Annotated in this window: 11 protein-coding genes and 1 tRNA gene; all 12 read right to left on the bottom strand. The window is 33.4% G+C overall.

The window, feature by feature from the left end:
* Window positions 1-347: 347 nt before the first annotated feature.
* Entirely contained in the window at window positions 348-1,190 is an 843-nt protein-coding gene (locus IR213_RS01180; protein ID WP_194310481.1) for a polysaccharide deacetylase family protein, read from the bottom strand.
* Window positions 1,191-1,213: 23 nt separating this feature from the next.
* Complete coding sequence (locus IR213_RS01175) at window positions 1,214-2,251, bottom strand: hypothetical protein (protein WP_194310480.1); 1,038 nt, start codon at window positions 2,249-2,251, stop codon at window positions 1,214-1,216.
* Between the two features lie 358 nt (window positions 2,252-2,609).
* Window positions 2,610-2,681, bottom strand: a tRNA-Arg gene (locus IR213_RS01170).
* A 253-nt stretch (window positions 2,682-2,934) separates the two neighbouring features.
* The gene (locus IR213_RS01165; RefSeq protein WP_194310479.1) at window positions 2,935-5,796 is read right to left on the bottom strand and encodes a type I restriction endonuclease subunit R; all 2,862 of its coding nucleotides are present in this window, start codon (window positions 5,794-5,796) and stop codon (window positions 2,935-2,937) included.
* Between the two features lie 221 nt (window positions 5,797-6,017).
* Entirely contained in the window at window positions 6,018-6,524 is a 507-nt protein-coding gene (locus IR213_RS01160; RefSeq protein ID WP_194310478.1) for a hypothetical protein, read from the bottom strand.
* A gap of 2 nt (window positions 6,525-6,526) precedes the next feature.
* Entirely contained in the window at window positions 6,527-7,195 is a 669-nt protein-coding gene (locus tag IR213_RS01155; RefSeq protein WP_131914655.1) for a DUF3800 domain-containing protein, read from the bottom strand.
* Window positions 7,196-7,198: 3 nt separating this feature from the next.
* Window positions 7,199-8,410 (bottom strand): restriction endonuclease subunit S, encoded by a 1,212-nt coding sequence (locus IR213_RS01150; protein WP_194310477.1) that lies wholly within the window; start codon window positions 8,408-8,410, stop codon window positions 7,199-7,201.
* A 13-nt stretch (window positions 8,411-8,423) separates the two neighbouring features.
* Window positions 8,424-9,995, bottom strand: a complete 1,572-nt coding sequence (locus tag IR213_RS01145; RefSeq protein WP_194310476.1) for a type I restriction-modification system subunit M — start codon at window positions 9,993-9,995, stop codon at window positions 8,424-8,426.
* A gap of 294 nt (window positions 9,996-10,289) precedes the next feature.
* A complete protein-coding gene (locus IR213_RS01140; RefSeq protein ID WP_228479055.1) occupies window positions 10,290-10,946 on the bottom strand; it encodes an NUMOD1 domain-containing DNA-binding protein in 657 nt (218 codons plus the stop codon).
* A complete protein-coding gene (locus IR213_RS01135; RefSeq protein WP_194310475.1) occupies window positions 10,915-12,012 on the bottom strand; it encodes an AAA family ATPase in 1,098 nt (365 codons plus the stop codon). The genes IR213_RS01140 and IR213_RS01135 overlap by 32 nt, the downstream gene beginning before the upstream one ends.
* Window positions 12,013-12,388: 376 nt before the next feature.
* A complete protein-coding gene (locus IR213_RS01130) occupies window positions 12,389-13,213 on the bottom strand; it encodes a hypothetical protein (protein WP_194310474.1) in 825 nt (274 codons plus the stop codon).
* Between the two features lie 190 nt (window positions 13,214-13,403).
* Complete coding sequence (locus IR213_RS01125; RefSeq protein ID WP_194310473.1) at window positions 13,404-13,667, bottom strand: hypothetical protein; 264 nt, start codon at window positions 13,665-13,667, stop codon at window positions 13,404-13,406.
* Window positions 13,668-13,700: the final 33 nt, after the last annotated feature.

Raw genomic sequence — 13,700 nt, 5'->3', positions numbered from 1 at the left:
ATTCTACAACTATTGCCAAATCCGTTATTTGGATAATTATTTTTAACAATTGTGTTTTTTTTTCAATCTCATTTTTTCAATTTCGCAATCTTAAAAAAATAACAATAGAATTATACCCTAATACATTACAGGGTGTAATGTTTAAAATATGAATAAATAATGCAATAAGGGGGGTGTTTTATTGGGGTAAAAATATTTTATTTGTTTTTTAAACAATTTTATAAAACAATTTTATAAAACAATTTTCGATTTATTAAAAATTTTTAAATCTGTTACCATCTTTATGATGTCGATTAACATTTGAGTTCTGATATAAAAAGAATTAATTAAAGTAATTGTAAGATAAATTATTTATTAAAACTGGATTGTATTGCTTTTAGAAATTCTGGAGTTGACCAAGTTCCGGGAACAATTATTCGTCGGATGGTGAAAAGAGGTTGTGTTGAATCTCTTTTGGTAGACAAGATAAAAGCAAGTTTATACCCATTTTTTTGTATTTGAGTAATTGCTTCCTGATTCCATATACCATCAGGATAGGCAAAATAATTTACGGGTTTGCCAATAATGGCTTCGAGTTTCTTTTTGGGTTTTGTAAGTTGGATTTCCCAATCTTCTCCTTTATATTTTGTTACCATATGGTGATCCCAAGAATGAGCACCAATAACATTTCCGTCATCTGATAATTTTTTTAATTGCTCATTAGTCATATATTTAGGGCGGTTGATAGAAATTGTCATAATAAAAAATACGCCTTTGAAACCATATTTATTCATTTCGGCAGCACCAATATTAAATTGTTCTTCACGGGTATCATCAAAAGTAATCATTATGGGTTTAGAAGGTAATTTTCCGTTGTGAGTTAAATATTCATCTAGTTGAGCAGGTAAAATAGTGTGAAATCCATTTTCTGATAATGCTTTTATTTGCTCTGCAAAAGCTGAAGGAGTAACCGAATATACTTTCATATTTGGCCCGTCGTCAGGGAGGATATTACGAATGCGATGGTAACATAAAATTGGGACTTCGGGTTTTTTAACTATTTGTTCAGGGCTGGCTTCTTTCTTTTTTTGGATTTCTATTTTAACTTCTTTTTTGGCGAAAGCCACGTCTTTTTTTACCGTATCTGGTTTAGATTGACATCCTGTCAAAATCAAAAGTCCAACAAGAAATGGGAACAAAATATTTTTCATTATTCAAAAAGGATTACCAAAAATTACTGGTATTGGATGTATATGGGTTTAGGGGTAAATTTTAGTAATTCTTGGGGGGTGTACATTTGCCATCCGTTTTTATTATCATTTTTATAAAATAATTTAAAGCCGGTAAATTGCACAGGTTCCTTATAGATATAACTAAGATATGTAGATTTTTTTAAAACTTTCGAACCAAATCCATCCATATCCATTACAATCTGGACTTCGGGAACTTTTTTAATTTTTTTATAATTAGTTACCATTCCTTGAGTAAAACGATGTACAATCAAAACCTTGGGAGCTAGCTTATTTTCACGCACTATTTTCACTAAAATGTCAATGGCATCATTGATATCATCTGCCGTAAATGTGCCAATTTTTGTTCCGGGGATTTCTCCATTTTTCAACGAAAACTCGGGGTCAATACCTAAATGAACATTGGGCAGTTTGAGATAATGTTCCAGTGTGGCTGCTTCTTCTTTTACGGTGCTATGACCAACCTGAATATCCAGAAACACTAGTGCGTTAATTGATTTTGCCCAATTCATAATTGTATCAATTTGTTTAAAAGGCATTCGCATACGGTGTAAATTTGCTTTACCCGGAGAACCTTGAGCGGTAATGGCTATATAATGTAAGGCAGGAATTGTCTTTACAGTGGAATCTACTTTTTGCCATCTCGTTACTTCAGATTGCAGTTTTTTCAGCATTTCACTTTTAGGCAACTCCCCTAAAACTCCCATTCTTTTGGAATACATATTGCCGTAAAAAGCAATGATTCTGTGATAGGGCAAGATAGCTCCGGGCAATGGGTACGGTGCTTTTACAGGCCATTTTCCGCTAGTATCATTATTACACAATGCTGCAATTCTTTTGTTATAGTCAGTTGTGTCAATTTTGAGGTTTGCGATTCCAGGTTTTGACGTATCAATTACAGATTTTTTGACGTTTCTTTCAATTTTTATGTCTCTTGCTTTACTATTATTGCAACTGCTCACAAAAAGTAAAGAGGAAAAGAAAAATATATTTAGAAAAAATGTATTCAAATACAGTTTCATAAAAAACTAATTAAAGTATGATGTAAAGATAGGCTAAATACCTGCTTTTATCTAAACCATTAGGATGACTTTAGTATTTTATAAAGTAAGAATTCAATTGTAAACATGAAATCACATTCAATAATAGACTTAAAATAATAATCAATCCTAATCACGATGCCAATGCCCTGACTTTTTCCTAGGGTTGCGAATATGGAAGGATTTTCAAGTGATGCAAAGGCAGAATCAGTTACAACCCATTAGAATATTCTTCTTATGAGTATTTGGCGATTGGTTACAAAGTGTTGGCGGGCATATTTTACAGGTATTGAAGAAATAATTTAACTAAAAAAGACCATCATTTCTAATAGTCTTTTTGTAGCCCCGCCGAGAATCGAACTCGGATCAAAAGTTTAGGAAACTCCCATTCTATCCGTTGAACTACGGGGCTGAAACCAAAAAAGGCTATCATTTCTGATAGCCTTTCTGCTTTTGCTCCCTCTCTTGGGCTCGCCCCTCGGGACAGATTAGCAGTTAAATCAAGACTTGACGTTGTTTTACTTCTATTATGATGGCCAATTTGATGCCTATTGTATTAATTTAATGTTTGTTTGTATACAAAGATAATAATGAATCTTAATTCTGATTTATTAAATGAAGATTATTTTTTAGCGAACTAGTTTTTCTTAATCTCTTCCAAAATCCTACCCCACCTTCGCAAACCCACTCACAAAAGTTTCCACAAATCCAATAATCTTACTCAAAATCCTGTCACCTGTTTTCTTACGTTCCAATACTTTAGGTTTTTCGCCTTCTATTAAGTCCAAGAGTTCATCTCTTAAAGGTTCACGTTCGGCAAAGAGGTAATTTTCTATTAGCTGTTCTGTTTTTTCTTCTGACAAGTTTTCTTCCTGTACCAGTAGTTTGAAGGCTTTTATCTGTTCTTCATTCCAGTATTTTTCAAATTGGTCCGGTAGGTCTTCTGTGTCTTCTATTGCGGGAAGGTTTTCTAGAATGAAACGTTCTATTAGTTCACGTTTACTTCTCAGGTTTGCTTCTCCTGTCAGTAAATCAATGATTTCTTTTTGCTTCTTGGATTTCTCTTTTGGGTCGGCATTTTTCAAGCTTGCCAATAGTTTTAGAATGTATGTAACGTTGATTTCATCACGGTGTATTAATTCCAATTCAAAATCTACGTCTTCCAATATGGAAACTTTTTCTTTGCTATGGTCATTTTTGACTTTATCGTATAAATCGAGATACTTGCTTTTGTAATCTTCAAAAAGTTGCTCGTCCATATCCAAATCTTCACCATTGAAATCTGAAAAAGTAGTCAGTACATTTTTGATACGCATTAGTTCCCGGAACGCTTTGATGAATTCTAATTCCTCCTTTTCACTTTGTAAATCATTTACGCTGTTTACTGTTGGAACAATTTTTAATAGTTCAGTGACAGCCTCACCAAATTGTTGCACGTAATCCTCGTAAGGTTGCATTATAATCACGTCTATTGCGTCTTTATTAGAAAAGAGTGCAATAGCGTCATCGGTTGCTTTTTTGAGGTTACGGAACACTATGATGTTTCCCTGTGATTTCTGTTCGTTCAGGATTCTATTTGTTCTGGAATAGGCTTGAATCAATCCGTGATGTTTCAAGTTCTTATCCACATACATCGTATTCAGGTTTGGACTATCAAAACCAGTTAAAAACATATTGACTACTAGGAGAATATCAATCTTTTTATTTTTTACGTTTTTAGAAATATCATTGTAGTAATTATAGAATAAAACGCTGTCTTTGGTAGAGAATTTAGTGCCAAACATGGTGTTATAATCCACAATAAACGCATCTAGCTTTTCTCTGGAATGCGAGTTTAAACCATACTTTTCAGTTGGTTCTGCTGCTATATCTAATTCTTCAGGGATGAAACCATTGGCATCTTTATCATCTTCATTGGTAGCATAACTAAAAATAGTAGCAATTTTTAAATTGTGTTTTCCTTCTTCCTTTTTGGCTTGAAGGATTTCATAATATTTAATCAGGGTTTCCACGCTACTCACACAAAACATTGCGGTGAATTCCCTGCTGTGGGTTTTACGATTGTGATTGTCTATGATGTAATCAGCAATTTTGTTTAAACGCAAAGGAGATTCCATTAATTCCTTGGTATCGATGTCTTCTACTTCAATGTCTATGTTAGTTTTGCTGTCGTCTTTTTGTTTGTAACGACCCACATATTCCACGGAGAACTTTAAAACGTTCTCGTCTTTAATAGCATCTGTAATCACATATTTATGCAAACATTCGCCAAACAACTCTTTGGTGGTACGCTTCCCTAATTCATTCTTTACCGCATTATCAGCAAAAATGGGCGTACCGGTAAAGCCAAATAATTGAATATTATTGAAAAAAGATTTTATACGAGTATGTGTTTCCCCAAACTGAGAACGGTGGCATTCATCGAAAATGAATACAATGCGTTCGTCTTTCAGTTTATCCATTTTACTCAAATACTGCTTTTTACTTATGGCGGTATTTAGTTTTTGAATGGTGGTTACAATCAGTTTAGTATCATCCGAGAACTGATTTACCAATGCTTTGGTATTGTCTGTTCCATCGATGCTTCCTTTGCTGAAACTATTGAATTCTTTTGTGGTTTGGTAATCCAAATCTTTTCGGTCTACCACAAAAACCACTTTTTTGACTTGTGGTAAATTCATTAAAATCTGACTGGCTTTAAACGAAGTCAAGGTTTTTCCGGAACCAGTAGTATGCCAGATATAGGCATTTTTATTGGTGTTCTTTACCGTCTCAACCAATGCTTCTACCGCATAGTATTGGTAGGGGCGAAGCACCATTAGTATTTTGTAGGCTTCACTCAACACAATGTATTTGCATATCATTTTAGAGATATGGCACGGATCTAAAAAGTCCGAAGTAAAACCATTCAATATATTAGTCAAACGATTGTTGGCTACATCAGTCCAGTAGAAGGTTTGTTTGAACGACTGATTGCGGTTGTTAGCGTAGTATTTTGTATTTACACCATTACTGATTACAAAAATCTGAACGTACTGGAATAAGGCTGAATTGGCTCCAAATGAATGACGTTGGTAGCGATTGATTTGGTTAAACGCTTCCTTGAGTTCCAGTCCACGGCGTTTGAGTTCTATTTGTACCAATGGCAATCCATTGATAAGTAGCGTTACATCGTATCTGTTTTTGTAAACACCATCTATGGATACTTGGTGAGTAACCTGAAATTGGTTTTGACACCAATGATCTGTATTGATAAATTCAAAGTATAAATCCTCTCCGTTATCTTTCAGGATGTGTTGTCTTTCCCTTAGTGTTTTTGCTTTTTCAAAAACAGATCCTTTGTTTAAAATATTAAGCACACGATCAAACTCTTTGGCAGTAAACTCTTTCTTGTTATGCTTCTCAAGTTGCACTTTTAGATTGGTAAGCAGGTCTTTTTCATCAATAATAGTTACTAAACCATACCCCATATTTTGCAATTGGGCGACTAATTGTTCTTCCAGAATTTGTTCAGGTTGTTTTGCCATTATTTATTGAAAATATACTTGATGATTTACTCTTTATTTATCTCGTAATCAATTAATCTCTAAGATTGTACAAACAGTAAAATTTTTGTTAAATTTGTTAATAACTATTATTAATTGTTGATAAGTAAGGAAAATATTTCTTATATTTGCACCGAGTTCATTTCTCACTCGAGAAAAGGAAATCGAGAAACGCAAGCCTAGATGCTCTGCGTTTTTTGCTTTTATAATACTTCGTCTAATTTCCTTTTGTATTTTTTTACAATTTTATCTCTTTGTGCATCTTTCCCTTCTAGATAGTAAGCAGTAAGCAGAAAATAAACATTTTGGTCTAACTTAGGTTCAAATACGATAACATATTTTTCATCAACATCGTACAAATAAGTTCTCAATCCTTCTGGCTCTTTCACTGAAAAAAACATCATGTTTTCTTTCTTTTTGCAATCAATATGGAAACGAACCCAATGAAGTCTTTTTGACCTACTCATTTCAAATTCTCGTTTATTTGTAGCTCTATCCGTAATTACAGTTGTCAGGTGCCTAAACAAAGTATCCATTCCAATCACACCATCTTTTGGACAAGGAATTACTATCTTGTTATTAAAGTGTATAGGTTGTCTGTTTACGAAAGCTTCACCAAACACTCTTTTTAGTGAATCTAGCCTTTGTGATTCATTAAGCGAAGCCAAATCAAGAAGGTCATTGTATCTTTTTAGTAAATTTAATGGCATAACTATCTTAATTCAATGAAAAATAAATTTAATTTATTTGAATAATTGGTCTTCATTAACGCATCATTGCAATGGTGCTTTATTTTGTCAATTATCTGAATTTTAGCAATATTTTTTTTATCCTCTTCGTTGTGAAGATAAGATATCGCACCCATCATAAAATCGGTTACTTGCATAATAATACTTTCATGGGAGCGTATGTTTTGTACGTTTCTAAAAACACCAAATTTGGTATTTAAAACATCTTTTAGTTTATTCACTTTGTATGCACTCAACGTATCTTTAATGTCTAAATAGACATTATAATTATACAAACTGTTAATGTTGTGGTTTAAAAGGTAATAGTACATTTTATAATAAAAGTCATCGTAGGATTGTTTGAAAGCATCATTATTAATTTTTGCTTTTTCAATACCTACGGTTCTAAATTGTAAGTCTGTGGCAAAAAAATAATCGACCAATTCTAGATAGAAACGTATTTTTGATTTGGAAACATTAGACCATTTTATTTCAGCATAAAAATGGTGCTTCTTTTTTATCTCTTTAATTTTTTCAGTATGTAATTTGACCTGATTATAGGCAACACTAGTAGAGCCTAAAAACATATACTTTTTATGGTCGTTTTCGATGTGACAACTTTCGTCACAATAAATATTGAATGTTTTATTCATAATTTAAACAAATAATTGTTGTAATAATCCTCTTTTCCAAACCTCAGTATTGGTTATCTGTGCCTTACAATGATTGATTTTTTCATCAATGGTAGATAGAAAAGAAGCGATTTTGGTTTGTTCTTCGAGGCACGGAATTTGGATTTCAAACCCTTTAACACTTTGAGCATTTAAATTACCTTGTGTGCCAGTTGTAACAAATTGAGCTATTTTTTTCTGAAAATCTACTAATGTGTAATATATGTAATCTGTATTAATTCCTTCTTTCAAAATTAAATTCAAAACAGCTTGCGATGTTGCTAATGGAATGTTGTTTATCGCAACAAAACCAACAGATGCGTACATTGAATATATTATAGAGTGAGCAGGTACAACCCAAGAAGCTGAATTGTCTAATCCTAGTTTTGAAATATGATTTGAGGTGTAATTTAAATACTTGCCTTGAGAAGTCATATCACTAATGGATAAAAAAGGGATATCTCCATTATAATATTCCCTTTTTGTAGATGTTGGTGTCCCTCCACTCTTTGTGGTTTTACAAACATCCCCCAACTTCTTCTCCTCCCAATCCGCAAACGCATTCCCATTATCGGCTGCAAATCGTAGTTCTTGCGAAAAGATCTTTTGCATCACGCCTTTTTTGTATTGCTCTAAAAGGCTTTTCTTTTGCTTTAAAGCTTGTAGTTTTTCATCTACTGTTGTGAGGAAGGTGGCGATTTTTTGTTGTTCTGGGAGGGTGGGGAAATTTAAATTTAATAAAGCTAATTGACTTGAATATAAATGAACCACTGAAATGCCTTGTGCAAGATTGGCAATATCTAATTTTCTTTTACTATTCAAATAATAAGAAAGGAAAACACCGTTTTTATTGGTTTTAATAATATTCAGATCACCACCAAGTATAACGCCCGATTTCATTACACAAGAAGCGGTTGCAATATCTATTTGGGTTTCTCCTGATGCAGGAATAATAACATCATTGGCTTCGCTAACTACAGATTTATTTATATCAAAATTCGTTTTAGAAAAAACATCTTCAATTACTTCTCCATAACGAGTATAAAGTTCTCCATATCTAATGCATTCGTTAATACCATCTTCAGAAATTTCACTTTTTGATATTCCTTTACCTTTCGAAAATTTTGCTACTTTTCCTAACTTGGTATTTTCCCATTCTCCTTTAAATTCAGGAAAGCGCAAGCTAGGTATGTTCATTAGTTTTTCCATCTTAAAAAGGGGTTACAATATTCAATTGTTTACAGAAATCAGCAAGGATTTTATCGGTATCGGCAATTTTTGTGTCAAATTCTTTAATATCATTCGCAATAGCGTCAATGTCAATGCTGTCTTCCGCTTCAAAGGTATCTACATAACGAGGAATGTTCAGGTTGTAATCGTTAGTGGCAATTTCTGCCAATGTAGCACGTTTGCTGTATTTATCTTCCTCGGTACGATTGCGGTAGGTTTCAATGATTTTATCAATGTGTTCCTCACGCAATACGTTTTGGGTTTTTACCTTGTCAAAATGTTGGCTGGCATCTATAAACAAAACATCTTCCGGGTTTTCACGGCATTTTTTATACACCATAATACACGTAGGAATGCTTGTGCCATAAAAAATATTAGCAGGCAACCCAATCACGGCATCCAGATAGTTGCGGTCTTCAATCAAGTATTTACGAATGTGTTGTTCTGCTCCACCACGAAACAAAGCTCCGTGTGGCAAGACTAATGCCATAGTTCCGTTTTCAGCCAAATGGTGAATCATGTGTTGTACAAAAGCAAAGTCAGCTTTACTGCTTGGTGCTAGCTTACCGTACTGGCTAAAGCGGTCATCACTCGTAAACAAAGGGTTTGCGCTCCAATTAGCAGAGAAAGGAGGATTAGCCACAATAGCTTCAAACTGTTTGTCTAAATGTTGTGGGTGTTCTAAAGTATCTTCTTGCTTAATGTCGAATTTGCGATAATGCACATCGTGCAAAATCATATTCATTCGCGCCAAGTTATAGGTGGTACGGTTCATTTCTTGTCCGTAAAAGTTAGACACTTCACTTACTTCTTTGGCAACACGTAATAACAATGAACCAGAACCACAGGTAGGATCATAAACAGATTTTAGTTTGCTTTTTCCCGTGGTTACAATCTTAGCTAATATTTTACTGACTTCTTGTGGCGTATAGAATTCACCTGCTTTTTTACCTGCTCCACTGGCAAACTGTCCAATGAGGTATTCATAGGCATCACCCAAGACGTCGAGTTCTGTGTTTTCGAGTTTAAAGTCAATTTGGTCTAAATGAAAAAGGACTTTTGAGATAATGTCATTTCTCGCTTCGGGTGTCTTTCCAAGTTTGGTGCTATTCAAATCCATATCCTCGAAGAGATTGTCAAAATCATCTTCACTCTCTGTACCCATCGTACTTTGTTGGATATTAATCAGGATTTTTTGCAGGTCTTCTATAATAAAACTGCTCACACCTTCCATATCGCTATTTCCACGCTTGGCAATTTCGCTAAAGAGTTCATTGGGTTTCAGGAAGTAGCCTAATTTGTCTAATGATTCTTCTCTAATAGCTTCAATGTATTCCTTTCCTTCGGGAGTGGTATCGTCAATAGTTCTGAATTTTAATCCGTCTTGTTCCAGAATAGAATTGGCGTAAAGCTCCATTTTCTCAGCGAGATACTTAAAGAAAATAAATCCTAATATGTAATCCCTGAATTCATCTGCATTCATTTTCCCACGAAGGGTATTGGCAATATTCCAAAGTTGTTGTTCTAACTGTTTTTTCTGGTCTTCTGACATTCTATGAGGTTCTATTATTTTATCCGCTAAAGTATTGAAAAATTAATTAGTACTATTGAGGAAACCCGTATAAGAATGGGATTTTTACAGATTTCTAAGCCATAAGTTGGTTTATCTTAGTGAGAGTGCAAATTCCAGTGATATTGACAATTTGGTTGTAAGGATAAATTATTGAGAAGGTAGGAAAGAATAACGGTTTCGCTATCAAGGTGTATAGTATCGCCATATTCATTATACAGATTTGGTTTAAAATGAAAGAGACAGCTGTTAAACTGTCTCTCTCTTTCTCCCTGATTAATCTAGATATTTCCAAAGAAATCCTGACGAACTCTTTCTTTCTCCTCTACAGCAACGTGAGATACTGGTTTTGGATATTCCAGTTTCTAGTGATGCTTCTGCAACGGAATTGTAAAGAGCTAAAATTTCACCATTTAAAGAGTACTGGAAAACTTTCTTTTTCCTACTATCTGTATCAGGATTAAAGGTGTTGTTTTGGGAATATGACCAATAGCTTGCTTTCCAAACAGTAGCTGTTAAACAAGCGTTGGACACCCTCCGTTTGTCATGCCCTAGTGTTAATTGAATTTCTTTTAAACCATCGAAAGAAGCTATTAAATTACCTTCTAAATCAAACTGGTAGACAACCTTATTGAATCCCCCACCAGAATCTGAATTATAACCATTCTCTTTGCTATCATACTGTAAAATGTATTTTTTTTCTTTTTCAGCTAGCTCATTAGAGGAAGTTGCAGTGTCGATCTGCTCGAACTGGAAAGCAGCAGGACCAAAAGTAGCTATAGCTGATTGGAAATAACTTCCCGTACCCTTAGTGGCTTTTTTAATATGGTCTGCCTTACGCTCTTCCATTGTCCTTGTTGTTACTCCTATGTAAGCTTTTCCTGTCTCTTGGTTAGTTGCTTTATAAACTAGGTGTTTCTTCTTCTGCATCATCCTTTTTCATTTTTAGTTGATATTTACCCATTCCTTGATTTTCGATTTTGCCATCATTCCTCAATTTCTCTAAAGATCTGAAAAGTGTGTCTTTAGCCATCGTTTTTGGGTCATTCAGTACAAATGTTTTCATTAAGTCGCCAGTCGGTATAATCTGACTACCCAGACTACTCTGACTTTGAATATAGTTGTATATTAAATCTTTGTTTGTCGAGTCTTCCCTGTAATCAATTTTAACTTTAATGTCGTATAAAACACTTTTTTCTACCTCGCCAAAACCCTCAATCCATCTATCCTTATCGATCTTGTAAATTGTCGCCAACGAGCTATCGACTTCAACATATTTATTAAAAAGCATACAAGAATACTTGTCCTTACTATTAGGGATATTAGCAAAGCCTAGTGCATACTCAAACTCTTGAAGAATTACTCTGCTTCCTGCAATGCTATCCTGTTCGATAGGTCTATCGTTTCCTTTAGTGTTATGATGTATTACAATTATAGTTTTAAGGGAACTTGTCACATATTTTCTGAATTTTTCAATAAATTTCCTACACGCCTCACTAGCTTCAATTTGTCCTTGAAACAAATGGGTAAGACTATCAATGAAAATTATTTCCGCACCGGATTCTTCTATACAATCTCTCATTTTTTCCCAGTCTTTATCGGAGTTAACAGATTCAATGAAATCTTTTTGGGGTGTTAAAAAATTTTCACTAAACAACACCATTTCTTGAGGGTTTAATCTAGATATCTGTTTTTTCAGTCTTAAAGACCTCATTCTTGGGCTTTCCTCCAAATTTATAAAGAGTATTTTTTTTGGTCCACCCTTAATTTCTTTACCATAAAAGGAAGGGCTTCCCACGGCGAGTGAAATTGCTAGATTCTCTCCGAAAGTTGTCTTCCCTGTTTTACTGACCCCTACAAACAATCCTTTTGAACCTTCTATTACTCCATTCCATAATTCTATTGGCTCTGGATCATTTTCGAATCTTTTAATTAAATCGATTGCTTTAACTACTAATTTTGTCCCTCCATTTAATGGATCATTAATTTTATTTTCCATTGTTCTTTTTCTTTTTGAGTTATTAATTTATTTAGTCGGACTAGTCCGACTACTCTGAGTGGACATATAAATCTATCGTACTTACATGTCGTTTTTTTATTAATTTAGCTATCTCATATTTTTTATCATTTTAGTTTGCAAATCCTACTTTTCTTTCAGTAGGCTGATGCAAAGCAAATGATTAAAAGAGGTGTTAAAACATAGTTCAGTATGACCGCAGTATGAAACTCAATTATGTATTGAAAAATGGGAGAATGGGAAAGTAGATTTTTAATTATTTAATTTATTGCTCAGTATGGAAGAGTATAGTAAATAATGAATAATAAAATGTTAATTGGTTGATTTTAAAAGCTTTAAAGATAACTCATTAAAAAAACTAATTAAAGACGGTATTTATTAGTAATGTCATTTTTGATTTTGAAAGAGGAGACTCTTTGTAGTTACTGAAATCTTTGGATGTAAGAAATCGCATCGATTTTTCTCCAATTTTAACGAAACACTTTTCAGCAATACGCCACTTTTCAGTTTGAGTGTCAATAAAGCCTTCTGTTGAATTTATAAGTTTAATAAAAGTGATTAGGTCATCTGTTTGACCAATCCATCTTACTTTAGTTTTGACTTCTGTGTCTTGAAGTATTTTTTCAAAATCAATCAATTTAGTTTCGCTTCCAATAAAAGATTTATTGATTAATGTTTCATGTAAAAGTTTAATTTTAGCATAAGCATTTGGTTTGCTGTATCTAAAAGAATTGTAATTGGTTTTCCTATCGTTAACAGTTACATACTTTTCTGAAAATAAAGAAATAAAGTCATTTAGAATTTTGTAGTAGGTTTTAAATAGGGTATCTGATTTAAAAAGTGTAAGTTCTTTTCTTAATAGTTTCTGAACATTATTACTAAACGAAATTTGTTCCTGTAAACTAAAAAGTAGGTTATGTTCGTTTTTGAATTTCTCTAAAGTTTCAATTAATCTATCTTTAAATATTTTTAATTTGAAATTATCAAAAAAGATAGTTTCCTTTTCTCCTTTTTTTTCTCCGTAAATATTTATGGTGTAATAAAATGTGAATTTCTCTAATTTTTCAAAATTACCACTGTACTCCAAATCATTTAAATGACAATACTCTCTATAGAATTCCTCCACTAAATAATCCGGCTTTTTAAATTCCTTAAGATCGTTGATTAAGTCTATTAGTTGCATATTGGCTTGTAGCATTAAAGTTTTAGTTTTACAATATTAATCGTTTTTTAACGAGATAAAAAATGGAGAGACATAATCTCTCCGTTTTCAATTTGTACAAAAAAGCTTTTTCAGTGGTTTTATTGATAAAGGAGAAACCGTCTCAAAAGTTGGTTATCGAAATTCAGCATAACTCCTTGTTTTATAACAGCTACTCCGTAAATTCCTCAATAAGGATTTCAAAAGAGTGGTAATGGTAAGCATTGCCGTTTATTATAAAAATTGTTTTTAATTCTGTTGTCACTTTAACCTCGCTAACCCAAACTAATTGCTCTTTCCTTAGCAGTCCAACGTCGGACAATACCTTGACTCTAAAAGGGCAAAAAAGTAATTTGAGTACATTGTAGTAGGTAACTATATAAAGCTCTTTAGGCGAGCTATATTGAAGCACATCTGCTAATTCATGATCTTCCATCTTCTTCTTTCTCTACCTCCCGTTAAGTATTCC

The sequence above is a fragment of the Flavobacterium soyangense genome (genome assembly GCF_015277675.1).
In the GTDB taxonomy this organism is placed as follows: Bacteria; Bacteroidota; Bacteroidia; order Flavobacteriales; family Flavobacteriaceae; genus Flavobacterium; species Flavobacterium soyangense.
The sequence above is the reverse complement of the archived record's forward strand: the minus strand, read 5'-3'. Positions and strand labels throughout refer to the sequence as shown.

Bases quoted from the DNA above. Each gene is read 5' to 3' on its own strand.
- IR213_RS01160 (WP_194310478.1), bottom strand. From the start codon at position 6,524: ATGCCATTAAATTTACTAAAAAGATACAATGACCTTCTTGATTTGGCT.
- IR213_RS01155 (WP_131914655.1), bottom strand. From the start codon at position 7,195: ATGAATAAAACATTCAATATTTATTGTGACGAAAGTTGTCACATCGAA.
- IR213_RS01175 (WP_194310480.1), bottom strand. From the start codon at position 2,251: ATGAAACTGTATTTGAATACATTTTTTCTAAATATATTTTTCTTTTCC.
- IR213_RS01130 (WP_194310474.1), bottom strand. From the start codon at position 13,213: ATGCAACTAATAGACTTAATCAACGATCTTAAGGAATTTAAAAAGCCG.
- IR213_RS01165 (WP_194310479.1), bottom strand. From the start codon at position 5,796: ATGGCAAAACAACCTGAACAAATTCTGGAAGAACAATTAGTCGCCCAA.
- IR213_RS01180 (WP_194310481.1), bottom strand. From the start codon at position 1,190: ATGAAAAATATTTTGTTCCCATTTCTTGTTGGACTTTTGATTTTGACA.
- IR213_RS01125 (WP_194310473.1), bottom strand. From the start codon at position 13,667: ATGGAAGATCATGAATTAGCAGATGTGCTTCAATATAGCTCGCCTAAA.
- IR213_RS01140 (WP_228479055.1), bottom strand. From the start codon at position 10,946: ATGATGCAGAAGAAGAAACACCTAGTTTATAAAGCAACTAACCAAGAG.
- IR213_RS01145 (WP_194310476.1), bottom strand. From the start codon at position 9,995: ATGTCAGAAGACCAGAAAAAACAGTTAGAACAACAACTTTGGAATATT.
- IR213_RS01150 (WP_194310477.1), bottom strand. From the start codon at position 8,410: ATGAACATACCTAGCTTGCGCTTTCCTGAATTTAAAGGAGAATGGGAA.
- IR213_RS01135 (WP_194310475.1), bottom strand. From the start codon at position 12,012: ATGGAAAATAAAATTAATGATCCATTAAATGGAGGGACAAAATTAGTA.